At 69.3% G+C, this 23,212-nt stretch carries 23 protein-coding genes; 12 read left to right on the forward strand and 11 right to left on the reverse strand.

All coding sequences use genetic code 11. The features are described 5' to 3' along the window. Positions 1-109: 109 nt before the first annotated feature. The 3 genes from ACIRGA_RS13520 to ACIRGA_RS13530 all read right to left on the reverse strand — a co-directional run bounded on the left by ACIRGA_RS13520 (position 110) and on the right by ACIRGA_RS13530 (position 2,713). On the reverse strand, positions 110-1,354 hold the full coding sequence (locus ACIRGA_RS13520) for a DUF222 domain-containing protein (RefSeq protein WP_400940401.1): 1,245 nt from the start codon (positions 1,352-1,354) through the stop codon (positions 110-112). 81 nt (positions 1,355-1,435) lie between these two features. Continuing rightward, on the reverse strand, positions 1,436-2,002 hold the full coding sequence (locus ACIRGA_RS13525; protein ID WP_400940403.1) for a GNAT family N-acetyltransferase: 567 nt from the start codon (positions 2,000-2,002) through the stop codon (positions 1,436-1,438). Positions 2,003-2,206: 204 nt separating this feature from the next. Next, on the reverse strand, positions 2,207-2,713 hold the full coding sequence (locus tag ACIRGA_RS13530) for a GNAT family N-acetyltransferase (RefSeq protein WP_400940406.1): 507 nt from the start codon (positions 2,711-2,713) through the stop codon (positions 2,207-2,209). Positions 2,714-2,813: 100 nt separating this feature from the next. On the opposite strand from ACIRGA_RS13530, the gene ACIRGA_RS13535 reads away from it, so the two are divergent. Beyond that, positions 2,814-3,590, forward strand: coding sequence for a cyclase family protein (locus ACIRGA_RS13535; RefSeq protein WP_400940408.1), 777 nt, complete (start codon positions 2,814-2,816; stop codon positions 3,588-3,590). Next, positions 3,587-5,194, forward strand: coding sequence for a thiamine pyrophosphate-binding protein (locus ACIRGA_RS13540; RefSeq protein ID WP_400940411.1), 1,608 nt, complete (start codon positions 3,587-3,589; stop codon positions 5,192-5,194). The genes ACIRGA_RS13535 and ACIRGA_RS13540 overlap by 4 nt, the downstream gene beginning before the upstream one ends. Before the next feature lie 4 nt (positions 5,195-5,198). On the opposite strand, the gene ACIRGA_RS13545 is transcribed toward ACIRGA_RS13540, so the two are convergent. The 3 genes from ACIRGA_RS13545 to ACIRGA_RS13555 are packed head-to-tail and all read right to left on the reverse strand — an operon-like array spanning position 5,199 to position 9,133. Further along, positions 5,199-6,461, reverse strand: coding sequence for a class I SAM-dependent methyltransferase (locus ACIRGA_RS13545; protein ID WP_400940412.1), 1,263 nt, complete (start codon positions 6,459-6,461; stop codon positions 5,199-5,201). A 26-nt stretch (positions 6,462-6,487) separates the two neighbouring features. Then, a complete protein-coding gene (locus tag ACIRGA_RS13550; RefSeq protein WP_400940415.1) occupies positions 6,488-7,873 on the reverse strand; it encodes an FAD-binding oxidoreductase in 1,386 nt (461 codons plus the stop codon). Positions 7,874-7,924: 51 nt separating this feature from the next. Then, positions 7,925-9,133, reverse strand: a complete 1,209-nt coding sequence (locus tag ACIRGA_RS13555) for an SGNH/GDSL hydrolase family protein (RefSeq protein WP_400940417.1) — start codon at positions 9,131-9,133, stop codon at positions 7,925-7,927. Positions 9,134-9,247: 114 nt separating this feature from the next. Here ACIRGA_RS13555 and ACIRGA_RS13560 point away from each other — a divergent pair, with 114 nt between their 5' ends. From ACIRGA_RS13560 to ACIRGA_RS13575, 4 genes are all read left to right on the forward strand, one after another. After that, the gene (locus ACIRGA_RS13560) at positions 9,248-9,619 is read left to right on the forward strand and encodes an MmcQ/YjbR family DNA-binding protein (RefSeq protein ID WP_400940420.1); all 372 of its coding nucleotides are present in this window, start codon (positions 9,248-9,250) and stop codon (positions 9,617-9,619) included. Between the two features lie 120 nt (positions 9,620-9,739). Next, positions 9,740-10,906, forward strand: coding sequence for a sensor histidine kinase (locus ACIRGA_RS13565; RefSeq protein ID WP_400940422.1), 1,167 nt, complete (start codon positions 9,740-9,742; stop codon positions 10,904-10,906). Continuing rightward, complete coding sequence (locus ACIRGA_RS13570; protein ID WP_400940425.1) at positions 10,903-11,565, forward strand: response regulator; 663 nt, start codon at positions 10,903-10,905, stop codon at positions 11,563-11,565. Before ACIRGA_RS13565 ends, ACIRGA_RS13570 begins: the two co-directional genes overlap by 4 nt. 20 nt (positions 11,566-11,585) lie before the next feature. Next, positions 11,586-14,468: a BTAD domain-containing putative transcriptional regulator gene (locus tag ACIRGA_RS13575; RefSeq protein ID WP_400940428.1), complete on the forward strand. Its 2,883-nt coding sequence runs from the start codon at positions 11,586-11,588 to the stop codon at positions 14,466-14,468. Here ACIRGA_RS13575 and ACIRGA_RS13580 read toward each other — a convergent pair. Both ACIRGA_RS13580 and ACIRGA_RS13585 read right to left on the reverse strand, forming a co-directional pair. Continuing rightward, on the reverse strand, positions 14,440-14,880 hold the full coding sequence (locus ACIRGA_RS13580; RefSeq protein WP_400940430.1) for a hypothetical protein: 441 nt from the start codon (positions 14,878-14,880) through the stop codon (positions 14,440-14,442). The two genes, ACIRGA_RS13575 and ACIRGA_RS13580, sit on opposite strands and share 29 nt — an antisense overlap. 94 nt (positions 14,881-14,974) lie before the next feature. Next, positions 14,975-15,712: a carbonic anhydrase family protein gene (locus ACIRGA_RS13585; protein ID WP_400940432.1), complete on the reverse strand. Its 738-nt coding sequence runs from the start codon at positions 15,710-15,712 to the stop codon at positions 14,975-14,977. A 168-nt stretch (positions 15,713-15,880) separates the two neighbouring features. Here ACIRGA_RS13585 and ACIRGA_RS13590 point away from each other — a divergent pair, with 168 nt between their 5' ends. From ACIRGA_RS13590 to ACIRGA_RS13605, 4 genes are all read left to right on the forward strand, one after another. Next, a complete protein-coding gene (locus tag ACIRGA_RS13590) occupies positions 15,881-16,366 on the forward strand; it encodes a hypothetical protein (RefSeq protein ID WP_400940434.1) in 486 nt (161 codons plus the stop codon). 88 nt (positions 16,367-16,454) lie between these two features. Continuing rightward, a complete protein-coding gene (locus ACIRGA_RS13595) occupies positions 16,455-17,288 on the forward strand; it encodes a class I SAM-dependent methyltransferase (protein WP_400940436.1) in 834 nt (277 codons plus the stop codon). Continuing rightward, positions 17,288-17,899, forward strand: coding sequence for a TetR/AcrR family transcriptional regulator (locus ACIRGA_RS13600; protein ID WP_400940438.1), 612 nt, complete (start codon positions 17,288-17,290; stop codon positions 17,897-17,899). The genes ACIRGA_RS13595 and ACIRGA_RS13600 overlap by 1 nt, the downstream gene beginning before the upstream one ends. A gap of 99 nt (positions 17,900-17,998) precedes the next feature. Then, complete coding sequence (locus tag ACIRGA_RS13605; RefSeq protein WP_400940440.1) at positions 17,999-18,460, forward strand: ATP-binding protein; 462 nt, start codon at positions 17,999-18,001, stop codon at positions 18,458-18,460. A 6-nt stretch (positions 18,461-18,466) separates the two neighbouring features. Here the strand turns inward: ACIRGA_RS13605 and ACIRGA_RS13610 are convergent, their stop codons facing one another. Together ACIRGA_RS13610 and ACIRGA_RS13615 are read right to left on the reverse strand one after the other, a co-directional pair. Next, a complete protein-coding gene (locus tag ACIRGA_RS13610) occupies positions 18,467-19,822 on the reverse strand; it encodes an MFS transporter (RefSeq protein WP_400940443.1) in 1,356 nt (451 codons plus the stop codon). A gap of 89 nt (positions 19,823-19,911) precedes the next feature. Further along, positions 19,912-20,514, reverse strand: coding sequence for a TetR/AcrR family transcriptional regulator (locus ACIRGA_RS13615; protein WP_400940445.1), 603 nt, complete (start codon positions 20,512-20,514; stop codon positions 19,912-19,914). A gap of 89 nt (positions 20,515-20,603) precedes the next feature. On the opposite strand from ACIRGA_RS13615, the gene ACIRGA_RS13620 reads away from it, so the two are divergent. Continuing rightward, positions 20,604-21,653, forward strand: coding sequence for an NAD(P)-dependent alcohol dehydrogenase (locus tag ACIRGA_RS13620; protein WP_400940447.1), 1,050 nt, complete (start codon positions 20,604-20,606; stop codon positions 21,651-21,653). Here ACIRGA_RS13620 and ACIRGA_RS13625 read toward each other — a convergent pair. Beyond that, positions 21,650-22,408: a sigma-70 family RNA polymerase sigma factor gene (locus ACIRGA_RS13625; protein ID WP_400940449.1), complete on the reverse strand. Its 759-nt coding sequence runs from the start codon at positions 22,406-22,408 to the stop codon at positions 21,650-21,652. The two genes, ACIRGA_RS13620 and ACIRGA_RS13625, sit on opposite strands and share 4 nt — an antisense overlap. A gap of 106 nt (positions 22,409-22,514) precedes the next feature. Here ACIRGA_RS13625 and ACIRGA_RS13630 point away from each other — a divergent pair, with 106 nt between their 5' ends. Then, positions 22,515-23,198, forward strand: coding sequence for a TetR/AcrR family transcriptional regulator (locus ACIRGA_RS13630; protein ID WP_400940452.1), 684 nt, complete (start codon positions 22,515-22,517; stop codon positions 23,196-23,198). Positions 23,199-23,212 lie beyond the last annotated feature (14 nt).

Consider the following 23,212-nt stretch of genomic DNA (forward strand, 5'->3'; position numbering starts at 1 on the left):
TTCGTCGGTTGCGGGGACGTTGCCGAGTCAGCAGCAGCAATCGCAGTAGGGCTGGCCTTTGGGCATGCCGAGGGGCCCGTCGCCGGTGTGGTCGGCGGGCTTCTCGGGTTCAGCGGTGGTTGTGGCGGGGTGTTTGTAGCGGGTCGAGGTATTGCGGTGGGATGAATTCGGGTCGGCTGTTGGTGATCTGGACTTTCCAGCCGGATTGTCCGTGGATGACCATGTGGTGGTAGCGGCAGAGCAGGCAGAGGTTGTTCAGGTCGGTGTCGCCGAGTTGGCCCCAGGGCAGAATATGGTGGGCCTCGCAGTGCTTGGGTCTTCGGTGACAGCCGGGGAAGGCGCAGCCGCGATCCCGGAGGTTCAAGGCCCGGCGTTGCGCTGGGGTGACGCTGCGGGCGGCGCGGCCGATGTCGAGCGGTTCGCTCTCGGAGCCGAGGACGGCGGGGATGATTTTGGCGTCGCAGGCGAGCATGCGGGCGTGCCGTGCGGTGATCTGGGTGACCCCGTCGACGCAGGCCGACCCGAGTCCTGAGGTCAGGGTCTCCAGGGGAATCGTGACTACGACGGTGGTGCGGTCCCCGGAGAGGGTGGGGGCCTTGTCGTTGGTCATCGCGTAGTGGATCGCGTCGAACAAGGCGTCCCCATGGCGTTCGCCGGGGGTGCGGGGATCACGGTTGCCGTCCTCGTCGACGGGTCTTCGCTGTCCCCAGGTGTCGAACAGCGCGTTGACGCGGGCCCCGAATTCCGGGTCCAGTAAGCCATTGAGTCGCCACCAGCCGTCATCCCGTTTGTGAAGATGCACCTCGCGCGACGGTGGTTTCAGGTCCTCGTCTTTGGGTTCGTTCCCGTCGGGATCCATATGCGCCAAGAGTTCGGCGCCGACGTTGGTGATCTGTTGTGGTCCGGCGTGGCGAGCCAGGTCCACCAGGATCTGTTCCGCGCCGGTCCGGTCTTCGGCGGACACGTCGGCGGGGACCTTCTTCAGCACGGCGAGGATCGGGTCGAGCTGCTGGTGCCCGAGGTCCCCTTCCGCGGCGGCGGCACCGGCGATGGGGGCGAAAGCGGGGGCCGGGGTGCCGTCCAGGTTGCGGCTTTCGTTCACCGCCAGCGCGCGGGCCACGGTGTCGCCGGCTTCTTTGGGGTTGATGCGGGCGGTTTCGGCGAACCAGCCCGCCGTCGAACCATGCCCGAACAACTCCATCGGACCGCGGGATTCGATCTCGACCAGGAACTGCCCGACCTCCGCCAACGCCTGTCGTGCCAGCGACAACCGCTCGACCACGCCGTGCGCGAGCTCCCGTGCACCGGCACGCCACAGCTCGTGTGGCGGTTCGAGGATGCGTTGGCTGGACACCCCGCAAGAATACCAGTAATCGAACAGGTGTGCGAACGCGAAAGAACCTCTAGAATGGTTTTCGCATTCTATCGATATGTATCAGGCAACATTATCTGTCAATCCAGGGGGTGATGGGGAGTGCCAGACGCCGAACCACTGCTCTGCGTCGTACTCCTCGAACCGCTCGACCTCGATAAATCCCAGCTTCGCCGCGAGTCGCATCGAGCGGACGTTGGCAGCCTGCGTACAGAGCACCACCGGCTCACCGGGAAGCGCGTCGGCGAACCAACCGAGCGTTGCCACGCACGCCTCCGCGGCGTACCCGCGTCCCCATGCGTGCGGCAGAAACAGGTAGCCGAGCTCGGTCTCCCCGCCATCCGGACGGACGTGACCCGGACGCTCCGCGTCGCGCTGATCGAGCGTGATCATGCCGATCATCGATCCGTGGAGTTCGATGACGAATAGTCCGAAGCGTCGGCCCGGTACCTCGGGTCTCGTGCGTTCGAGCTCGTCACGCGGTTGAGCGCCACCGATGTAGGCGCCCACCTCCGGCGAGGCGAACAGCTCGATGAACGCCGCTCGGTCCCGTGCCTCGGACTCGCGGAGCACCAGCCGCTCGGTCTTGATCGGGGTCGGAGGCCAGACAACGGATCCGCGCTCACTCATGGCAGGCAAGCTATCGCACAACCGAGCAGAAGCCTCGGAGGATCGGCGACGGAAATCACTGCGACGCTGCAAACGAGGGCAGCGGACCCCGCCGACTATCACCTGTTGTAGCACGATGGCAACCTCGAGCGGCCAGGTGTTGTTGAGGAGTAAGGAGAAACTGTCGTGAAGACCGCCGTCGGGACCCGCAGACCGGTACGCTCCTCAACGGTCAAGGCGCAAGACGGTTTCCTCGATCTCGGCGTCCCGAGCGGACGCGTAGGCGTTCTCGGTGCCGATGACACTGAAGCCCGCCTTCTGCAGGACCCGAAGCGATCCGAGGTTGTCGCTGGCGGCGCGGGCATACACGGGACGGACCTCGACCATGTCGAGCAACAGCGCGAGGGCTCGGCTGGCGATTCCTCGCCCCCAAGCCGAACGGTCGATCCAGTAAGTGACTTCCGCGTCGCCTTCCACGAAGAAACTGCCGACGGTGCCGAGGAAGCGTCCGTCGCCGGTCACCGCGCGCAGGATGATGTCCGGCGAAGTCCTCAACTTAGCCATGTGGAGGTCGAACGCTTCGCGATCGTTGGGATCTCTGGCGATGAACGCGGCCATCCGGACCGATTCGGGGTCACGCATCTGGTCGAACAAGGCGTCGAGATCGTCATCCTCGACCGGCCGCAGTGCCACTTCCACCATGGACGTTCTCCTCTCCTCGCCAGAGCGCACGCCGCAATGTACCGGTGACGACCGACAAGCAAGCCATCCCGTCACCCCCGAAACCCGCCTAAGGTGACCGAAGACGCCGCAGTCACTCCGGGAGGCACGCATGTCGTTGTTGGCCCAGCTGAACTCCGCGATCACCACGGGCGCGATCGAGGTCGTCGACCTCACCGCCCCGTTGAGCGCGAGCACCCCGATCCTCCAGTTGCCGGAGCCGTTCGCGAACACGATCCCGTTCGGACTGGAGGAGATCAGCCGGTACGACGAACGCGGGCCGCGCTGGTACTGGAACAACATCCACACCGGGGAGCACACCGGGACCCATCTCGACGTCCCCGTGCACTGGGTGTCGGGAAAGGACGGCCACGACGTCTCCGAGGTGCCGTTGCGCACGCTGGTCGCCCCGGCCGTGGTGCTCGACGCGTCGGCCCGCGCGGCCGAAGACCCGGACTTCCTGCTCTCCATCGAAGACATCCGTGAGTGGGAGCGCGTGAACGGGCCCCTGCCCGACGGCGGCTGGTTGCTCTACCGGACGGGTTGGGACGCTCGTTCGCACGACCAGGAGGCCTTTCTCAACAACGACGAGAACGGTCCGCATTCGCCGGGTGTCTCGGGGGAGTGCGCTCGCTGGCTCGCGGAGGAGGCGCCGATCACCGGGTTCGGGGTGGAGACCGTCGGCACCGACGCGGGGCAGGCCCTCGCTCTCGAACCGGCCTTCCCCTGTCACGAACTCCTTCTGGGCGCGGGAAAACACGGCCTGACCCAGTTGCGGAACCTGGCGAGCCTGCCGTCAACCGGATCGCTGCTGGTCGTCAGCCCGCTCCCGATCGTCGGCGGTTCCGGCAGTCCCTCCAGGGTCTACGCGCTGGTCGAGCGGGCATGAACGTCGCGGAACTGGTCGGCCGCACCCTCGCCGAACTCGGCGTGGGTGCGGCGTTCGGGGTGGTGGGCAGCGGCAACTTCGAGGCCACCAACGGATTGCGGTCCGGCGGAGTGCGGTTCGTCGCCGCGCGGCACGAAGGTGGCGCGGCGAGCATGGCGGACGCGTACTCGCGGATGAGCGGCCGTGTGTCGGTGCTGAGTCTCCATCAGGGCTGCGGTCTGACCAACGCCCTCACCGGGATCACCGAGGCCGCCAAGAGCCGGACCCCGATGATCGTCTTGGCCGGCGACACCGCGGCCTCGGCGGTGCTGTCGAACTTCCGGATCGACCAGGACGCGCTCGCGGACGCCGTCGGCGCGGTGCCGGAACGCGTGCACGGCGCGCGCACCGCGGTCGCCGACACCGTCCGCGCCTATCAGACGGCGGTGCAGCAGCGACGGACCGTTCTGCTCAACCTTCCGCTCGACGTCCAAGCCCAGGAGGCGCCCGAAGCGGTCCCGGCCCCGGAAATCTCCGGTCCGGCGCCGATCCGCCCGAGCGGCGAGGCGGTCGCGAAACTGGCCGACCTCATCGTCGAGGCACGGCGGACGGTGTTCATCGCCGGCCGCGGGGCCAGAGCCAGTTCCGCACCGCTCACAGACCTCGCCGAAGTGGCCGGCGCGCTGCTGGCGACTTCGGCGGTGGCGCACGGCCTCTTCCACGACGATCCCTTCTCGATCGGGATCGCGGGCGGCTTTTCGTCGCCACCAGCGGCGGACCTCATCAGGGACGCCGACCTCGTGATCGGCTGGGGCTGCGCGCTGAACATGTGGACCACCCGGCACGGCACGCTCCTCGGCCCGGCCGCCCGGCTGGTCCAGGTCGACGTCGAGCAGGCCGCGCTCGGTGCGCACCGGCGGATCGACCTCGGTGTCGTCGGCGACGTCGCCAGCACGGCCGCGGACGTTCACATCGAACTCAAGAAGCGTGGCCACAGCGCTCAGCGAGACCGAACGGGAACACGGTGGAACGACGTGCCGTATAACGACCTATCCGGCGACGGGAGGATCGATCCGCGCACGCTCAGCCGCCGTCTCGACGAGATCCTGCCCGCCGAACGTGTGGTGTCGATCGACTCCGGCAACTTCATGGGCTACCCGAGCGCGTACCTGTCCGTCCCCGATGAGAACGGCTTCTGCTTCACCCAGGCGTTCCAAAGTATCGGGCTCGGCCTCGGAACGGCGATCGGCGCGGCGCTGGCGCGGCCGGACAGGCTACCGGTGCTCGGCGTCGGCGACGGCGGGTTCCACATGGCCGTCTCCGAGCTGGAAACCGCCGTGCGGCTACGGATTCCGCTGGTGGTCATCGTCTACAACGACGCCGCGTACGGCGCCGAGATCCACCATTTCGGTGACGCGGACATGACGACCGTCCGGTTCCCCGACACCGACATCGCGGCGATCGGACGCGGTTTCGGCTGCGCCGGGGTCACCGTGCGATCGGTCGAGGACCTGACCGCCGTCACGGACTGGCTCGGCGGGCCACGGGACGCGCCGCTCGTCATCGACGCCAAGATCGCCGACGACGGCGGCTCGTGGTGGCTCGCCGAAGCCTTCCGGCACTGACCTCCTACACGCCCCAGTCCGGCCGCAGCGGCATCCCCGAGTCACCGTCCGGGCCGACCTTCACCCCGAGCACCTGGTGCAGTTCGATCTCCCGCCGCTCGAAGGCGAGCCGGCACGCGGCCATGTACAGCGCCCAGACGCGGCTCCGCCCGGCGCCCGCTTCGGCGACGGCCGCGTCCCAGTTCGCGTCGAGGTTGGCGCACCACGCGCCGAGGGTGGTGGCGTAGTGCTCGCGGAGGTTCTCCGAATGCCGCACCTCCAGCCCGCTGTCGTGCAGCGCGGTGGCGATCTCGCCGACCGACTCCAGTTCGCCGTCGGGGAAGACGTAGCGGTCGATGAACCCGCGTGACCGGTGCGGGACGGAGGTGTCCGGGTTGGTGATGCAGTGGTTCAGCAGACGTCCGTGCGGTTTCAGTTTCCCGGCGAGGAAACGGAAGTACGACGGCAGGTTGCGCGCGCCGATATGCTCGGTGAGCCCGATCGACGACACCGCGTCGAAGCCCGTTTCGGTGACGTCGCGGTAGTCGAGATGGCGTACTTCAGCCTTGTCCGCGAGCCCCTTGGTCACGATGTCCTTCTGCGCCCATTGGGCCTGCTCGCGCGAAAGGGTGACGCCCAGCGCCTCGACACCGTAGTTCGCGACGGCGTGCTCCACCATCCCGCCCCAGCCGCAGCCGACGTCCAGCAGCCGCATCCCCGGCTTGAGCCCGAGTTTCCGGCACACCAGGTCGAATTTGTGCGCCTGCGCCTCTTCCAGCGAGGCGTCGGCGGACGGATACGCGGCGCAGGTGTAGGCCATCGACGGGCCCAGCACCAGTTCGTAGAACCGGTTCGAGACGTCGTAATGGTTCGAGATCGCGTTGCTGTCACGCGCTTTCGAGTGCCGCAGCCCGTCGAAGACACGCTTGGCGCGGCTCGGCAGTTCCTCGGCGGGTGGTGCGACACGGCGCAGGTGCTTTGGCCCGAGTTCGCGCAGCAGCCACAACCGGTCCGCGGTGCTGAGCTGATCGACCTGTGCCACAAGCGCGCGCAACGCCGAGTAGAGGTCGCCGTCCACATCGAGCGCGCCTGCCACGTAAGCCCGCGCGAGACCGAGGTCTCCCGGTGAAGACATCAAGTAGGTCAACGCCAGTGGTGATCGCACCTGGATCGACACCGGCGCGTCGGCCGGGCCGCTCGTGCTTCCGTCGTAGGCGGTGATGGACACTTCGGCGCTCGGGCCGAGCAACCGCTCGAAGATCTTCCCGACGGTCGTCGTCTCAGCCATGGTCTTCTCTCTTCTCCCAGCCCGGGTCACCGCCGCCGCACGCATTTCGCGTACAGGTCGAGGAGGCGGCCGTCCGGGTCGTAGGCCGTCTTCAGTGTTCGGTAGGCGTCGCCGTTGTACAGCCGCCAAAACTCGTCTTCGGTATAGAAACTGTCGGAGTACAGCGACTTCCGCCCGCCGAGTCGCGTCACTTCGGCTTCGATCAGCCGATTGTGCGTATCCGGCTCCTCGCCAGGGTCCAGCGGGACCGCGGACCAGAACCCGAAGTTGACGTACAGCGTTTCGGGATCCAGTTCGTACAGCGGCGAGTTCACGCCACCCGGCCGCTGTTTCAGCGGGCAGATCCACACCGGGCTGATCGGGATCTCGCGGCGGAAGAAGTCCAGGAACTCCGCGGCGCGCGAGAGCGGAACCTCGATGTCCTGCACGACCGTCTCCTCCGGAGGGAGCCCGCGCAGCTTGAGCAGCTTCGCGGCGATCCCGAACCGGCGGTCGAGCGCCACCGCCTTCCAATAGACGGAAGACCGCAGCAGCCGCCTGCCCAGCAGCAGCCGGGGGAGCCGGTTCTGCACGCCGAACGCCCGTGAGCACCAGAACCAGTCCGTGTCCCAGCGCCACAGGTAGTCCCGGACGCTCAGATGGTCCGTCTCGCGGGAGCGGATCGACTTGTAGTAGATGTCGAGCCAGGTGTAATCGCTGGTCGCGGGCGCCGAGGTGGTGAAAGTGCCCAGGGTCAGGTACTGCTCGCCCGGGCCGAAGACCGTCCCGTCCACGAAATCGGCCGACCCGTTGCGGCAGGCTTCGCCGAGTGCCGCGAAGTACTCCTCGGTGTCTTCGTACCGCACGTGGTCGAGCCGAACGTACGGCTTGACCGGCTCCAGTTCGATCTTCAGCCGCAGCGCGTAGCCGAGCGTCCCGTACGAGTTCGGGAAGCCGTGGAACAGTTCGCGGTGCTCGTTGTCCGGCCGCGCGACGACGATCCGCCCGTCGCCGGTGAGCAACTCCATCTCCAGCACCGACTCGTGCACGAGACCGTTGCGGAACGAGGACGACTCGATACCGAGGCCGGTGACCGCGCCGCCGAGCGTGATCGTCTTGAGCTGCGGTACGACCAGCGGCATCAGCCCGTGGGGCAGGGTCGCGTCGACGAGCTGCTCGTAGGTGACCATGCCTTCGACGTCGGCCGTGCGAGCCAGGGGATCGACGTCGAGTACGTGCGTGAATCCCGAGACATCCAAACCCGGCGTGCTGGTCGCCGTCCGGGCCCGGAACAGGTTCGACGTCCGCTTCGCGAGCCTGATCGTTCCGTGGAGATCCGCGAGCTGTGCCCGGAGCGTTTCGGCGCGCGCTTCGTGTTCGGCGAACCGGACCAGCCGCGCCGTCGCACGGGTGCCGCTGTCGCCGCTAATCATTCGTGATCGCCATCAGTTCATCGTGCCCCACGGAACCGCCTGGCGCAGCCCTTATTCCTGGCGGAGTCCGGGCAGCGGGACGGCGTTCGCCATGGCGGTGAAGCCCTTGTCGCCGGGATGGAGGTGATCGCCGGAGTCGTACTCGGGTTTCATCCGTTGCGGGTCGGCCGGATCGCGGATCACCGCGTCGAAGTCGATGTAGCCGTCGAAGAGCCTGCTGGTCCGGATGAACCGGTTGACCGCCTGCCGGGTCTCCTCGAGCTGCGGCGTGTACGAACCCCAGCCCTTCCATGGCGTGATCGTCGCGCCCAGCACCCGCAGACCGCGGTCGTGCGCCCTCGTCGCGATCTGCTTCAACGCCGAGATGATCTTGTTCGGGTCGGCCTGATGCGGCGTCTGCTGGATGTCGTTGATGCCCTCGAACACGATCGCCGTCCGCACCCCGGACTGGTTCAGGACATCCCGGTCGAGCCTGGCCAGCGCGTTGACCCCGTAGTTCCCGCCGTCGAGCAGCAGCCGGTTCCCGCTGATCCCGGCGTTGAGCACGCCCGTCCGCGCGCTGATCCTGTCGGCGAGCTGATCGGGCCAGCGCAGGTTCGCGCCCCAGGTCGAGTTCGCCCCGTCGGTGATCGAATCGCCGATCGCCACCACGCTGCCCCGCAGCCCCGCGCCGCGGACGTCCACCCCGGACACGTAGTGCCAGACCGCGGTCTTCTCCGGGAACGCCGCCGCCGACTCGTCGGCCGCTTTGTCGCCGTTCCGGGTGAAGTACGAGTTCTGCGTCGCGAGCGGGTGGAAGGTGACCGGCCCGGACGGCGTCGGGGTGTACGTGGTGACCAGGAGGTCGCCGTCCCTCGGCACGGTCAGCGCCGCGCCGTCGCTGAGGATGTCGGCGCCCGGCGGCACGGTGACCTCGCGGTCTCCGCCGAAGGTCAGCGTGCGCATCGTGCCGGGCACGGCCTGCGGGGTGTCCGGGCCGGCGGCGACCGCGACGGTCACCCGGCCGAACAGCACCGGGGTCCGGCCGAAGGCGTTGGACAGCCGCACGCGGACCTCGTGCCCGCCGACGCTGGTGTGCACGATGTTGCGGATCGAGAAGTTCGGGTAGCCGTTGTCGGTCCCGGCCACCCCGGCCGCGGGCGCCGCCGCCCAGGTGCCCACCCAGCCGCTCGTGGCGGGGCCCTGTACTTGGCTTGCCGCGGCACTCGGCACCAAGCCCAGCACCAGGATCCCCGCTACGGCGAGATACTTCACGCGCATGTCGGTTTCGCCTCCACCCAGTCGGCTCCACCCATCGTCAGTGAATCACCGACAACCGGTCAACGTCCCGGGCAGGACAGGTTTCTGTCGGTGGGCGCCGTTAGCCTGAACGCCATGACACCTGCCGCTCTCCGGAAGATCTGCCTCGGCTTCCCCGGTGCCCGTGAGGAGTTCCCCTTCGGTGAGGACATCAGCGTGTTCAAGGTCGCGGGCAAGGTGTTCGCGCTCGGCCCGCTCAAGGCGAAACCGCTGCGGATCAGCCTCAAATGCGAGCCCGATCTGGCGGTCCGGCTGCGCGCCGAACATCCGGCGATCATCCCCGGCTACCACCTGAACAAACGACACTGGAACACCGTCGAGATGGACGGTTCGCTGACCGACGGCTTCGTGCGGGAGATGATCGAAGACTCCTACGACCTCGTCGTCGCGGGCCTGCCGAAACGAGAACAGGAGAAACTGAACTGGGTCGCGCTCAGCCAGGAATGAGCGCTCCGGGTTTCATCCGGATTTCATCGGTCCATGCCTTCCCGGCCTCCTACCGTGGGCGGAGACGGGTGCCGACCGCCGCACGATGACGCGCTCACCGGGACTTCCTAGGCTGATGCCGTGCTGGAGATCTTGCGGAACCGCTTCCGGGCACGGGTGCAGGACAGCCTCACCCGGGCCGGGCTCAGCCTGCCGTGGTGGGTTCCGGCGACCTCCACGCTGCTGAGCATGGTGTTCGCCGTGATCGCGCTGGTGCAGCGAGACGCCTTGGCGCCGCCGGAACCAGTGGCGCTGGGCGGGCTGCTCGTGATCGCCACACCGCTGATCTGGGCCGCCACCGGCTGGGTCGTGCCGTGGGTGCGGATGGCGGCGCTGATCGCCGCGGCCGCGGTCCTGCTCATCGAGCCCGCCCTCCCGGATTTCGCGCCGTTGCTGCTGCTGGTCGCGGCCACCGAAGCGGGCAGTGTCCTGCGGACGACGTGGGGGATCGCCGTCGTCGCGGTCGCGGGCGAGGCGGTCCTGGCCGTGGCGGGGATCTGGGGCGGGCTGATCGGCGGGCCGGTGTACATGGTCGCGGTCCTGCTCGGTCTCAGCGGCGGGCTCATGGTCCGCTGGTACACCAGGGTGCTGGACGCCGAACGCGGCAACCGTGACGCCTCGCGGGACAAGGCCTTGCTCGCCGAACGCCAGCGCATCGCGCGTGAGGTGCACGACGTCGTCGGCCATTCGCTCAGCATCACCCTGCTGCATCTGACCGGTGCCCGGCACGCGCTGCAGCAGGACCGCGACGTCGACGAGGCGATCGAAGCACTGACCGAAGCCGAGCAGGTGGGGCGTGCCGCGATGGCCGACATCCGCCGCACGGTCGGCCTGCTCGCCGACTCCCCGTCGGGCAGCGCCCCGCTGCCGGGCGTCGAGGACATCGCGACGCTGGTGGAACGCACCCGCAGCGCCGGGCTGGCGGTGCGCTATACACAGGAAGGCGACCTCGGCCGGGTAGGCGCCTCGGAAGGATTGGGCCTCTACCGGATCGTGCAGGAATCACTGGTCAACGTCGTCAAGCACGCCCCTGGAGCGACCGCGGAGGTCCGGCTGAACGCCGGCCGCTCGGGGTTGGACCTGGTCGTCAGCAACACTCTCTCCTCGGTGGTCCGGCGCACGGCCGAAGACGGCTCGGGACTGGCGGGGATGGCCGTCCGCGCGGCCCAGCTCGGCGCCGATCTCAGCGCCGGGCCCAGCGGCAGGCAATGGATCGTGCGGGTCACCGTGCCGGGGGTCAAGCCGTGACCGCCGCCGAGATCCAGGTGCTGCTGGTCGACGACCAGGAGCTGGTCCGGTCCGGGCTGCGGCGCATCCTGCGGCGGCGCGACGGGTTCGTCATCGCGGGGGAATGCGGCGACGGCTCGGAGGTGCCCGGGGCGCTGACCGCGCACGAGGTCGACGTCATCGTGATGGACCTGCGGATGAAGAACGTCGGCGGCGTCGAGGCGACCAGGCGGCTGCGGCGGACCGGCGGGCATCCGCCGGTGCTCGCGCTGACCACCTTCGACGACGACAACCTCTTGGCCGACGCGTTGCGGGCGGGTGCGGCCGGTTACGTCCTCAAGGATTCCCCGGCCGAGGATCTGATCCGGGCCGTGCGGGCGGTCGCCGCGGGCGACGCCTGGCTGGACCCCGGGGTCACCGGGCGGGTGCTCGCCGCGTACCGGCAGGCCGCCGGGAACGGCAGCGGCGGGCGCTCACCGGAACTGCTGACCCCGAGGGAACAGGACGTGCTCAGGGCGATCGGCCGGGGACTGACCAACGCGGAGATCGCCGCGACGCTCGTGATCTCGGAGGTGACCGTGAAAAGCCACATCGGCCGGATCTTCACCAAGCTCCAGTTGCGCGACCGGGCGGCGGCGATCGTGTACGCGTTCGACCACGGGATCGTGGTGCCGGGCTGATGCGGAACGATGGGGGTGTCATGTCGGATTCGAAGCTGCGGTTCGAGGTGCTCGGCCCGTTGCGGGCCTGGCATGGGGAGACCCGGCTGGACCTCGGTCCGGTCCGGCAACAGGCCGTGCTGGCCGGGTTGCTGCTGCGCCCGGACGTCACCGTCAGCCATTACGAACTCACCGACGGGCTCTGGGAGAAGCCGCCGGAGTCGAACGTGCTGCCGGTGTACGTCCGGCGGTTGCGGCAATGCCTGGACACTTCGGGGGAGAAGCCGCGGGACTCGGTGATCGTGTCCGATCGCGGTGGCTACCGGTTCGCCAGCGGCGGGGTGCGACTCGACGTGGTCCGGCTGGAAGAGGTCGCCGCCGTCGCGGCCGCCGCCGAGGAATCTGGCGATCTCGTCGCCGCGGTGGACACCTTCGCCGACGCGCTTCGGCTGTTCCACGGCGAGCCGCTGACGGGATTGCCCGGCGCGTTCGTCCAAGGCGAGCGGCGACGGCTGGAGGAACGCAGGCTTCTGTTGCTGCGCCGGAAACTGCGGGCCCAGCTGAAACTCGGACGGTTCGACGAGGTGATCGGTGAGCTCTCGGCGCTGGTGTCCGCCGACCCGCCGAGCGAGCCGCTGGCCGCGTTGCTGATGCGGGCGCTCTACGGCGGCGGGCGGCAGGCGGAGGCGCTGGAGGTGTTCACCGACGTCCGCGAGCGGCTGATCGAGCAGCTCGGCGTCGAACCGGGCGAGGAACTGCGGCAGGTGCAGGAGGCGGTCCTGCGCGGGGACGAGGCGCTGCTCGGTGTCGCGCCGCGCCGGGAGCCGTCCCGCCGGATCCGCAACGAACTGCCCGCCACCAACGGCGAACTCGTCGGCAGGGACCGGGAACTCGCCCTGCTCGTCGAGGACGGCGATCCGGAGTCGGTCTCGGTCGACACCGTCGACGGCGTCCCTGGCGCCGGGAAGACCACGCTCGCGGTGCGCGCGGCCCACCGGCTCCGCGAGTCCTATCCGGACGGTGCGTTGTTCGTGGATCTCCACGGCTACACCGAAGGCCGCGAGCCGGTGACACCGGAGCGCGCGCTGCGGCGGCTGCTGCGCGCGGTCGGCGTCGAGGACGTGGCCATGCCGGATGATCTCGACGAGCTGTCCGCGTCGTGGCGGGCGGCGACCGCGCACCTGCGGTTGCTGCTGGTGCTGGACAACGCCGAGTCCGCCGGGCAGGTGCGTCCGCTGCTGCCGTCCGGGCCGGGCAGCCGGGTGCTGGTGACCAGCCGTCGCCGTCTGTCCGGATTGGACGCCGATCGCCGCGTTTCCCTTGGCGCGCTGGGTCTCGAAGCGGCCGAACGGCTGCTCGGCCGTATCGTGGGAGCGCCGAGGGCGGAGGGGGAGCGGTTCGCCGTGCGCGCGCTCGCCGGGCTGTGCGGGCGCCTGCCGCTCGCGCTGCGGATCGCGGGCGCCCGGTTGCAGAACCGTCCGATGTGGACGTTCAAGGATCTGGTGGACCGGATGTCGGACGACGAGCGCAGGCTCGGCGAACTGACCGCCGAGGACCGCAGCGTCGAGGTGGCGCTGCGCTTGTCGTACGAACAGCTGCGCCCCGCCGAGCAGGACGCGTTCACCGTGCTCGGCCTCTCTCCGACGGCCGAATTCGACCGGCTCTCGGTCGCCGCCCTGCTGGACTGCTCGCCGGCCGAAGCCGAGCGTCGGCTGGAAAGCCTGGTCGACGCCAGCCTCGTGCAGGAGCCGGCGAGCGGTCGCTACCGGCTGCACGACCTGGTGGCCGTCTACACCCGGCGGCTCGCCGGGGAGATGCCCGAAGAGGCCGCCGAAGCGGCCCGGAAACGGGTGTACGGGCTGTATCTCGGCGCCGCTCGACGGGCGAGCGAATGGGGTGTCGCGCGGTTCCCGCTGGAGACGGGCGGGCCTTTCACCGGCCAGCGTGACGCTTCCGCCTGGCTCGACGCCGTCGGTGACCTGCCGGAGGTGGTGACCCAGGCGGCCGAAGCCGGGCTCGACGACCTAGCGTGCTCTGTCGCCGAGGGCCTGGTCGACTACCTCGCGCGCCAGCAGCGGTACCACGAATGCCGGACGGCGTTGCAGATCGCGCTGCCGCTGGCGGAACGGGCCGAAGACGAACGTCTCGTCTCGTCGCTGCGGTTCTGCCTCGGCTACGCCTACGCCATGCAAGGACAGCTGGACCGGGCGCGTGGCTGGTTCGACGACGCGCTGCGAGCCGGGCAGGCTTCCGGAGACCGCGGCGTCGAGGCGCGGGCGCTGGGCGGGCTCACCATGGCGGATCTGATCGCGGGACGGCACGATCTCGCCATTCCCGCGATGGGGCGGGTGATGGTCCTCGCCGAGGAGGTGGGGGACCGGTGGCTCGCCGAACGGTCGCTGTCCGCGCTCGGCTATCTCGCCTATCTGCGGGGCGATCACGAAGAAGCGCTCGGTCACCTCGGCCGCGCCCGTGAGCTGAGCGAGGAGATCGGCAGTCCCGGGATGCTGGCCAGGGTGCTGTGCCACAGTGGCACCGTCCGCCTCGAAACCGGCAGGTTCGCCGAAGCCGTGCTGGACCTCCGGCGGTCCGTCGAACTCGCCGAGGAGACCACGGACGGCCTGCTGACCGCGACCAGCCTCGCCCGGCTGGGCGCCGCGGAACTGGAACTGGGGAATCTCGACGCGGCCTTCGAACTCCAGCGGCGGGCGCTGACGGCGGTCACCGAGGAGACCATCGTCGGAATGGAGTCCGAGATCCGCAACCGGCTCGGCCGCACCCATCTCGCGGCGGGAGATCCGGTGGCCGCCAGGGAACACTTCGAGTGGGTGCTCACCACCATCGGGCCCGACGGCGATTCCGCTCAGCGCACCCTCGCGCTGGAAGGTCTGGACCTCACCAGACAGTCGGTACTCCGGCGTTGACGATCGTGAACCGGTGTCCCGCCATGCTCGTCCGCCAGCGCGCGAAGTAGGTGTCGGCGGCGTCGGCCAGATGCACCCCGGCGCGGACCTCGTGGACGGCGTAGGCCCAGTCCGCGGCGTCGCACAGCACCAATTCCCTTGGGGCGCCGCGTTTGCGGAGCACGGAGGCGCAGAGGGCGCCGCGCCTGCCGACGGCGCTGTCCTCGAGGCAGCGACGAAGGTCTTCGACGGCGTGAGCGGCGGTCTCGAACAGCGTCCACCGGTACTTCGGCGACGGGCGGCCGTCGGCCCACGGCGTGAAGAACGCCGCCCAGCTCCAGCCCGGCCCGACGACCCCGTCCCGTTGTCCCGGACTCGGCGCGTCGTCCCGGGGCGTCACCATGTTGTACGGGGTCCGGCTCGCCGGGCTCATGCGCGTCTCCTCGTGGACCACCGGTCCGCGGCCGCGGATCCGTGCCCGGAACCGTAGGACGAACCCATGAAATCCCGATGAAACGCCGGAAGCCTCAGCTCTGCGGCACCACCGTCAGCCGTCGTCCGTTGAGCGGCTGTGGCGCGCGGGCGTTGCCGTCGCCGAACAGGCCCTGGAACCGCGCGATCGTCGACGGCGTGACGGTCTGCTCGGACATCAGGAACCACTGCACGCCTTCGGTGAACGGGGCCGTGGTGAGCGAGCCGTCGTACCGCAGCGTGGTCCGGTCGCGGGGCAGGAGCGTGGCGAGGTCGAAGTCCTCCAGCGCCACCGTTTCGCCGCACTCCGGGGCGAGCTTCGCCAGGACGCGATCCACCGGCGATCCGGCGCCCGAGCGCAGGGGCACCCCGATCACCAGCAGTTTCCCGGCGGCGCTGCGGTGCACGAAATGCATTTCCAGCGGATCGGCGCGGCCCCGGAAACGGTGTTCGGACGGGGTGTGGAAATGGAACTGTTCGAGTTCGTAGCGGACCCCGGCGAGTGTGACGTGCCCGGTGCCCGGCCTGACGAAGGCCTCTTCGGTTTCTTCGTGATTTCTCGTACCGCAGCCGTTGGTGTCCGACGCGTCTTTCCGGATGTATTCGAGGTCCAGATCCGAACGGCCGTAGGAAATGTCCAGCCTCGGCAGGGTCGGATCGAACCTGATCGCGCCGGGGGAGATGTCGACCGGGCTCTGTGACGGCTGCCGTGAGTGGGCGGTGCCGCCCGCGGTGAGCAGGAATCCGGCGAGGGCGAGGGGAACGACGAATGCGGTAAGGCGCCTGCGCGTCACGCTCTGAACCTTTCGAGGTGCCGCACCCGATGGAGTGGTGCGCGCGAGAAGATCACATCTTTTTCCTGTGCCGAAGAATGTGCAAGTCCCCTGACCAGGGCGATTTCCGACATCTTCTCCGAATGTTCACTGTGCGCAGTCGAAGAGGCACCCGTAGTATTCGAAGGCGTGTCGATCTTGACGGTGCTCCTCAGCCTGGTGGTCCTTTTTCCCGCGGTGGACCCGGTTTCCCGAACTGGCGCCTGCGAGGGGGCGGAAGGCGTGACCGTCGCGGTCGGCATGGAGGCCGGTGTGCTCGTGCGGTGTGTGTCCGGCTCACCCGGTGACGCGCGGACCGCGCTCGAGCGTTCCGGGCTCGCGGTGCGGCTCGGGAGCGGATCGGGGCCGTACGGGGATTCCCGCTACGTCTGCCGAATCGAAGGTCTGCCCGTGGGGGATCCCTGTATCGGCCACCGGGACGGCGCGTCGTTCTGGAAGGTCTGGCGGGTCGGGCTGGATCCGGTGGCCTGGCGCGAATCCGGGACCCAGGACGGGCCCGGGGCGGTGCGCGTCTGCCCGGGCGGGCTTGTCGGTTTCCGTTTCGGGACTTCGCAGCTGCCGGTGGCGCCTGGTCAGGTCGTGACCACGCCCGGCTGGCTTCCGCCGCGGTGCTGACGGGTCGGGAGCTTGACGGCCGGACCGGACCTCCGTCAGTATGAACACATGTTCATGAACGTGTGTTCATGACGGAGGAGGTTCTGGGATGTCCGGCATCGTCAACACCGCCCAGTCGGAAGCGTGGAATGGCTACGAGGGACGGCATTGGGCCGAGCACGACGCGCGCTACGACGCGGTGAACAGCGGGTTCAACGAGTTCCTGTTCGACGCCGCCGGGATCGGCGAGCGGGACCGGGTGCTCGACATCGGCTGCGGCAACGGGCAGGTCACCCGGCTCGCCGCAGTCCGTGCCCCGCTCGGCGGCGCGACCGGGATCGACCTTTCCGCGCCGATGCTCGCCAGGGCACGGGCCCGCGCGGCGGCCGAAGGCGTCGCGAACGTCGAGTTCGAGCAGGGCGACGTCCAGGTCTTCCCGTTCGGGGAAGGGGTTTTCGACGTCGCGCTCAGCCGGTTCGCGGTGACGTTCTTCGCGGATCCGGTCGCCGCTTTCGCGAACGTGCGCCGGGCTCTGAAGCCGGGCGGCAAGCTCGCGTTCCTGTGCATGACCGCACTCGCCGGAACCGATCTCGGCACCGTTTTCGGTGCGCTGGCACCGTTCCTGCCGACCCCGACCGGCGAGGACGGCACCGGCCCGACAGCGTTCGCCGACCCCGAACGGGCTCGCTCGGTGCTGACGGACGCCGGGTTCCTCGACGTCACGTCCACGCGCGTCGAGGCAGATCAGGTCTGGGGAAGGGATGTCTCCGACGCTGCCGGGTTCATCGCGGACTGGGGCCCGGTCCGGTATCACCTCGGCCAGGTGGACGCCGAAGCGGCGGACGGTGCGCGAGAAGCGCTTTCGGTCGCGCTCCGGCCTTTCGACGGACCGGATGGTGTGCGGCTGCGTGGCGCGGCGTGGCTGGTCAGGGCGAAATCCTGATGTCACCGAGGAAAGCGGCGGCGCTGCGCGACACCGAAGACGGCCGGAGCCTGCGCGAGCATCTGATCGGCACGGCGGCGGACCTGATTTCCGCCCAAGGCACCGCGGAACTCACGGTGCGGGCCATCGCGCGGGCGGCCGGGGTCGCCGACGGAGTGCTGTACAACCACTTCGCCGACAAGGAGGACTTGCTGGCCGAGGCGCTGGCGGAACACGTGCGGCGGGTCGAAGCCGGGCTCGGTGAGTTGCCGTCGCCCGGTTCGGCCACGGTCGAAGGCAATCTCCGCGCCCAGGTGACGTACGGGTTGGCTCTGCACAAGGCGATCCTGCCCGCGTTCGCCGGGCTGCTCGCCCGCCCCGCCGTGCTCGCGCGATTCGGGGAACTGGCCGGGAACGGTGAGACCTGGCGGGATCGTCTCGCCGGATATCTGCGTGCGGAAAAGGAACTCGGCAGGCTGGACGGCGATGTCGGCACGGCGGCGGCGATGCTGGTCGGTGTCTGCCACGAATCGGTGCTGACCGCTCTGCTCCCGCACGGCCGGGAGGTGACCGCTTCGCCGGACGCGGAAGCCGTGGTCAAGACGGTGCTGGCGGGTATCGCGGTGCGCTGACTTCGGTGTCGGGTTCGACACGGGTTGACCGGCGGACGTTCTGGGTAACCCGATTGTGCGGCTTCAGCAGGGAGGTCGCGCGAGGGGAAGGGTGGCTCCATGATCAGTATCGCGGAGCATCCGGTGCCGGGAACGTGGGTCCTCGACCTGCGGTCCACGACGCCACGGGCGTTGCCGGACATGCGCGCCTGGGTGGTCAGATGCCTCCCCGACCTCGGCGAGGGACATCGCGACGACGTCCTGCTGGCGGCGACGGAGCTCGTCGCCAACGCGTATGTGCACGGTGGCGGCGCACGACACATCCAGTTGTGGCGTGGGGTGTCGCCGTGCGCCGTCCGCATCGAAGTCGCGGATGTCAGCGTCGAACAACCCCGGGCACGTAGTTCGCAGATCGAGGATCCGCGAGGGCGCGGCCTGCTCGTCGTCGACGGGGTCGCCGTGCAATGGGGTGCCCGGCGTGAACCGGTGCGCGGCGGAAAACTGGTCTGGGCGCACATCCGGTGCGACGGCGGGTGTCCGGAAGCGCTTCCGCGCGTGCGCCCGAAGCGCTCCCGGAGCTGACCGGACTCAGACGGCGCGGCGCGCGGTGAGCAGGCCGAGCGCGGAAATGGCGGCGAAGCCGAACAGCAGCCACCTCGCCGACGCGACCACCGAAGCGGCGCCGAGGTTGACCAGCAGGCCGGCGACCGCCGCGCCGAACGCGGTCGACATCGTCAGCACGGTCGCGATCGCGGCCGCCGCCCGGCCGCCCTCGCCGTCCGGGGCGGAGGTCATCGCCGCGACGGACAGATGGGGCATCGCGATGCCGATTCCCGTGCCACCGAAGAAGAGCACCGGCAGCCAGGCGAGCACGACGGGCAGCGACGGCTGTTCGGTCTGCAGCAGTCCCAGCACGATGAACCCGATCGCGAGACAGGCCGGCCCGGCGAGCACGAGCCGTCGTGTCTTACGGGCCGAAGCGCTGACGAGCTGGCTCACCGACCAGCCCAAGGACAGCGCGGCGGCGAAGAATCCCGCCGCCGCGGGAGGAAGCCCGCCCAGTCGCTGGCCGAACAACGGCAGGAACGTCTCCACCGCGACGCCCGACGCCAGCACCATGATCGTCAGGTAGATCCATCGCGGCCGCGCACCCCGACGGTAGACCGAAGCGGGCAGCACACTCGCCGACGAGCGGTTCTCCGTCACCAGGAACGCGCCCACGAGCGCGAGACCCAGCGTGATGAGGGCGGCCATCGCGAGGACGTCGGACAGGATCCCGGCCACGCTCACCGCTCCGGCCGCGCCGACGATCAGGGTCAGCGAAACGACCGGGACCGGCGGCGCCTGCGCCGGACGTTCGCCGTCGGGGAGCGCGCGAGGCACGAAAATCGCCAGCGCGACCGCCGCCACGGCCAGGACCGCGAACGCCGAACGCCACGAACCGAACTGAGCCGTGAACCCGCCGAGCGCCGGGCCCGCGAAGTTCCCGACGCCGAACATCGCGGAGATCAGGGCACTGCCCCGGCTCCACAGCCGAGGCGGCAGCGCCGAATGGATCAACGCGAAGCCCAGCCCGGTCAGCAGGCCGGCGCCGAGCCCCTGTGTCCCGCGGCCGAGCAGCAGGACCGGCATCGACGGGCTCACGGCGCACAGCACCGAGCCCGCGGCGAAGACACCGAAACCGGCCAGATAGGAACCTTTGCCGCCGAAGCGCGAAAGCGCCTGACCCACCAGCATGGTCGCGACGACCTGGGTGACCAGGAACGCCGTCATGGTCCAGGCGTACAGCGGTCGTCCGCCGATGTCCTGGATCGCCGTCGGCAGCAGGCTCGCCGCCACGTAGATGGTGATCGCGCCGACGAGCACGCCACCCGCCAGTACCGCCGCGGTGCTCGTGTGACGGCCCAGTTCCCGCCACGATCCGACGTCTTGCCCGATGCTCACGCGTTTCTCCTCGCTGTCGAAAGGATTGCGCTTCGCATCCTGTCGGCGCGGGGAGCCCCGGTAATCGGACAAATCAGACGTGAATCACGTCACATTTTCGCGCGTCCTTCGATGGCGGCGCGGGCGGCCTCGACCGATTTCCGGACGACGACTTCCGTGGAGTAGCCCTGTTTCGTGAAGACCCCGTCGAGGTAGAACGTGCCGTAGCCGTGCGCCTGGGTGAACAACTGCTCCATGAGTTCGAGCCCGTCCTCCGGCCGGTCGGTCACGGTGAGGCAGAGCATGACGAACTGGTCGGTCAGGCGGCGGGTCTGCTCGTGCAGCGCGGCGTGCTCCGGCCCCTGCAAGCCGTCCGAGTAGATGATGTTCATTCCGGCCCGGCGTTCGATCAGGTATTCCGTGTAGGCGCCGGCGGCCGCGGCGAGCGCCGCGGCCGGTTCGCTCTCGGCCTCGATGGCGTCGTGCACCCGGTCGGCCAGCTGGCAGGCGACCTTGGCGGCGATGGCGGCCAGCAGGCTTTCCTTGTCCGGGAAGTGCCGATAGGGCGCGCCGGGGCTGACCTTCGCGCGCCTGGCGACCTCGGCGACGGAGAACGCGTCGAGTCCCTGTTCGGCGATCAGGTCGAGCGAGACCCGCACGAGTTCGGCGCGAAGGTCGCCGTGGTGGTACTTGCCGCCCATGTCGTGGATCACACCGTCCCGGTCGCGGAATATGTAAGAGACCTCTTACGCTAGTTGTAAGTGACCTCTTACATGGTCTCACTGTTTTCTCGGAGGGTTTCATGACGACGACCACGCACGCCATCGCCGCGCCGTCCCCGGGCGCCGCCCTGTCGCCGACGACGATCGAGCGTCGCGACCTGCGTCCGGACGACGTGTTGATCGACATCGCGTACGCGGGGATCTGCCACAGCGACATCCACCAGGTGAAGGAGGACTGGGGCAGCGCGATCTTCCCGATGGTGCCCGGTCACGAGATCGCCGGCGTCGTCGCCGCGGTCGGCTCCGACGTGACGAAGTACCAGGTCGGGGACCGGGTCGGGGTCGGCTGCATGGTCGATTCCTGTGGCGAGTGCGAGTACTGCCTCGCGGGCACCGAGCAGTTCTGCGTCAAGGGCAACATCCAGACCTACAACGGCGTCGGGTTCGACGGCGAGAACACCTACGGCGGTTACAGCCGTCAGATCGTCGTGAAGGACGGTTTCGTCTGCCGCATCCCGGAAGGGATCGGCCTCGACGTCGCCGCCCCGCTGCTGTGCGCGGGCATCACCACCTACTCCCCGCTGAACCGCTGGGGTGCCGGGCCGGGCAAGAAGGTCGCCGTCGTCGGCCTCGGCGGACTCGGCCACATGGCGGTCAAGATCGCGGTCGCCATGGGCGCCGAGGTCACCGTGCTCAGCCAGAGCTTGAAGAAGCAGGAGGACGGCCTGAAGCTGGGCGCGAAGGACTACTTCGCGACCGGTGACGCGTCGACGTTCAAGGTGCTGCGCGGCCGTTTCGACCTCATCCTCAACACCGTTTCGGCGACGCTGCCCGTCGACTCCTACCTCGGCATGCTGCGGGTCGGCGGGGCGATGGTGAACGTCGGCGCGCCCGGCGAACCGCTGTCCTACAACGCCTTCTCGCTGCTCGGTGGGAACAAGGTGCTGGCCGGTTCGATGATCGGCGGGATCGCCGAGACCCAGGAGATGCTCGACTTCTGCGCCGAGCACGGGATCGGCGCGGAGATCGAGACGATTTCGGCCGACCAGGTGAACGTGGCCTACGACCGCGTCGAGAACAGCGACGTCCGCTACCGGTTCGTCATCGACGCGGCGACCATCGGCGCCTAGGCGGGGACCGCGCGGACGCCCGGCGGCATCTCCCGGTTGATCTCGTCGAGCCGGGTGGCGACGGTCCGGCAGGGTTCGCAGTCCGCCAGATGCGCGGCGATCAGGCCGGCCCGGCGGCCGGGCACGCCACCGCGGAGCCAGGCGCCCATCCGGCGCCGCGCTTCCTGGCAGCACGGCGTTCCCGTCGCGGGGACCTGCGCCTGCAGAAAGGCTTGGCGCAGCCCTTCGCGAGCCCGCAAGGCGAGCACGGAGGCGCCGTTCGGTGACACCCCCAGCAGCGGGGCCACCACCTTCGGCGAGTCGCCTTCGGCTTCGGTCCGCCACAGCACGGTCCGCCAGCGGCCGGGGAGCGCGCAATAGGCGGTCCAGGCCAACCGGGCGTTCGCCCGGAGGATGACGAGCTCTTCCGCGCCCGCGACCCCGGCGGCCTCTTCGACCGCCGGGGTCGTGCCGTACAGCTCGACCCGTTTGTGGTGACGGCTCCACTTGGCGGCGAGATTCCGGATGGTGACCGCGAGATAGGGGCGGAGATTCTCGCGCGGACCGCCGCCGTCGCGGATGACGCTCAGGACTCGTACGAAGGCTTCGGCCACGAGATCGTCACGCTCGGCGGGCTCGGCGACCCAGCCCGCGGCGATCCGGCGGAGCGGCTCGGCGTGCCGCCGGAAAAGTGTCTCGCCGGCGGCGATGTCACCGGCGCGGAAGGCGTCGAGCAGCGTGGCGTCCGCTGTGCTGTCGCCGGCGTCATCCCTCATCGCGGTCTCCGGACGGGCCAATCTGACTACCCTCAGTGACACTTGCTGCCAAAAGTAACGGGTACGGGAGTGTACCGGTTAACCGGCCGCGGATAAACTCCGGGGGATGACGCCTGAAGCCGACGCGCCGCGGCCGGATGGCCGGGCGGCGCGCTGGGCGGGACAGCGGGAGCGCCGTCGACGGGAGTTCGTCGACGCGGCGCTGCGCGCGATCGCCGAGCACGGTCCCGAGGTCTCCACCGAACAGATCGCCGACGAGGCGGGGGTGGCGAGAACCCGGGTGTACAAGCATTTCGACGACGCCGCCGACCTGCAGCGCGCGATCGCGGACCGCGCCGTCCACCTCATCACCGCCGAACTGGCCCCGCTGTGGGATCCGAGCGGGACTCCGATGCAGCTCATCACCATCGCGGTGGGCGCGCATACCGGCTGGCTCGCCGAATACGGGAACCTCTACCGCTATCTCGCCAGGCATTCCCAAGCAGGCCGACGCGGCGGCGACGCCATCACCGACGTCAAAACGGCGATCGCCAGGCAGCTCTCCATCCTCTTCGAGCACTACCTCGACACCTTCGACCTGGACGGCCGGATCGCCGACCCGCTCGCCTTCGGGCTGGTCGGCCTCGTCGACGCGAGTGCCGCGCGCTGGCTGGAGAACCCGGGCGGCATCGAGCTCCCCGAGCTGGCGAGCCTGCTGGTGCGGTGGATCTGGCGGGTCATCGACGACACGCTCCGGGAACGCGGGGTCGAACTCGATCCGCACTCGCCGCTGCTCGTTCCCGGCGGCTGAGCGCTCAGGATGTG

The organism is Amycolatopsis sp. NPDC102389, assembly GCF_044765885.1.
Classification (GTDB): Bacteria; Actinomycetota; Actinomycetes; order Mycobacteriales; family Pseudonocardiaceae; genus Amycolatopsis.

Coding starts and splice junctions, on each gene's coding strand:
- ACIRGA_RS13525 (WP_400940403.1), bottom strand. CDS start 2,002: ATGAGTGAGCGCGGATCCGTTGTCTGGCCTCCGACCCCGATCAAGACC.
- ACIRGA_RS13535 (WP_400940408.1), top strand. CDS start 2,814: ATGTCGTTGTTGGCCCAGCTGAACTCCGCGATCACCACGGGCGCGATC.
- ACIRGA_RS13540 (WP_400940411.1), top strand. CDS start 3,587: ATGAACGTCGCGGAACTGGTCGGCCGCACCCTCGCCGAACTCGGCGTG.
- ACIRGA_RS13545 (WP_400940412.1), bottom strand. CDS start 6,461: ATGGCTGAGACGACGACCGTCGGGAAGATCTTCGAGCGGTTGCTCGGC.
- ACIRGA_RS13550 (WP_400940415.1), bottom strand. CDS start 7,873: ATGATTAGCGGCGACAGCGGCACCCGTGCGACGGCGCGGCTGGTCCGG.
- ACIRGA_RS13555 (WP_400940417.1), bottom strand. CDS start 9,133: ATGCGCGTGAAGTATCTCGCCGTAGCGGGGATCCTGGTGCTGGGCTTG.
- ACIRGA_RS13560 (WP_400940420.1), top strand. CDS start 9,248: ATGACACCTGCCGCTCTCCGGAAGATCTGCCTCGGCTTCCCCGGTGCC.
- ACIRGA_RS13575 (WP_400940428.1), top strand. CDS start 11,586: ATGTCGGATTCGAAGCTGCGGTTCGAGGTGCTCGGCCCGTTGCGGGCC.
- ACIRGA_RS13580 (WP_400940430.1), bottom strand. CDS start 14,880: ATGAGCCCGGCGAGCCGGACCCCGTACAACATGGTGACGCCCCGGGAC.
- ACIRGA_RS13595 (WP_400940436.1), top strand. CDS start 16,455: ATGTCCGGCATCGTCAACACCGCCCAGTCGGAAGCGTGGAATGGCTAC.
- ACIRGA_RS13600 (WP_400940438.1), top strand. CDS start 17,288: ATGTCACCGAGGAAAGCGGCGGCGCTGCGCGACACCGAAGACGGCCGG.
- ACIRGA_RS13605 (WP_400940440.1), top strand. CDS start 17,999: ATGATCAGTATCGCGGAGCATCCGGTGCCGGGAACGTGGGTCCTCGAC.
- ACIRGA_RS13620 (WP_400940447.1), top strand. CDS start 20,604: ATGACGACGACCACGCACGCCATCGCCGCGCCGTCCCCGGGCGCCGCC.
- ACIRGA_RS13625 (WP_400940449.1), bottom strand. CDS start 22,408: ATGAGGGATGACGCCGGCGACAGCACAGCGGACGCCACGCTGCTCGAC.
- ACIRGA_RS13630 (WP_400940452.1), top strand. CDS start 22,515: ATGACGCCTGAAGCCGACGCGCCGCGGCCGGATGGCCGGGCGGCGCGC.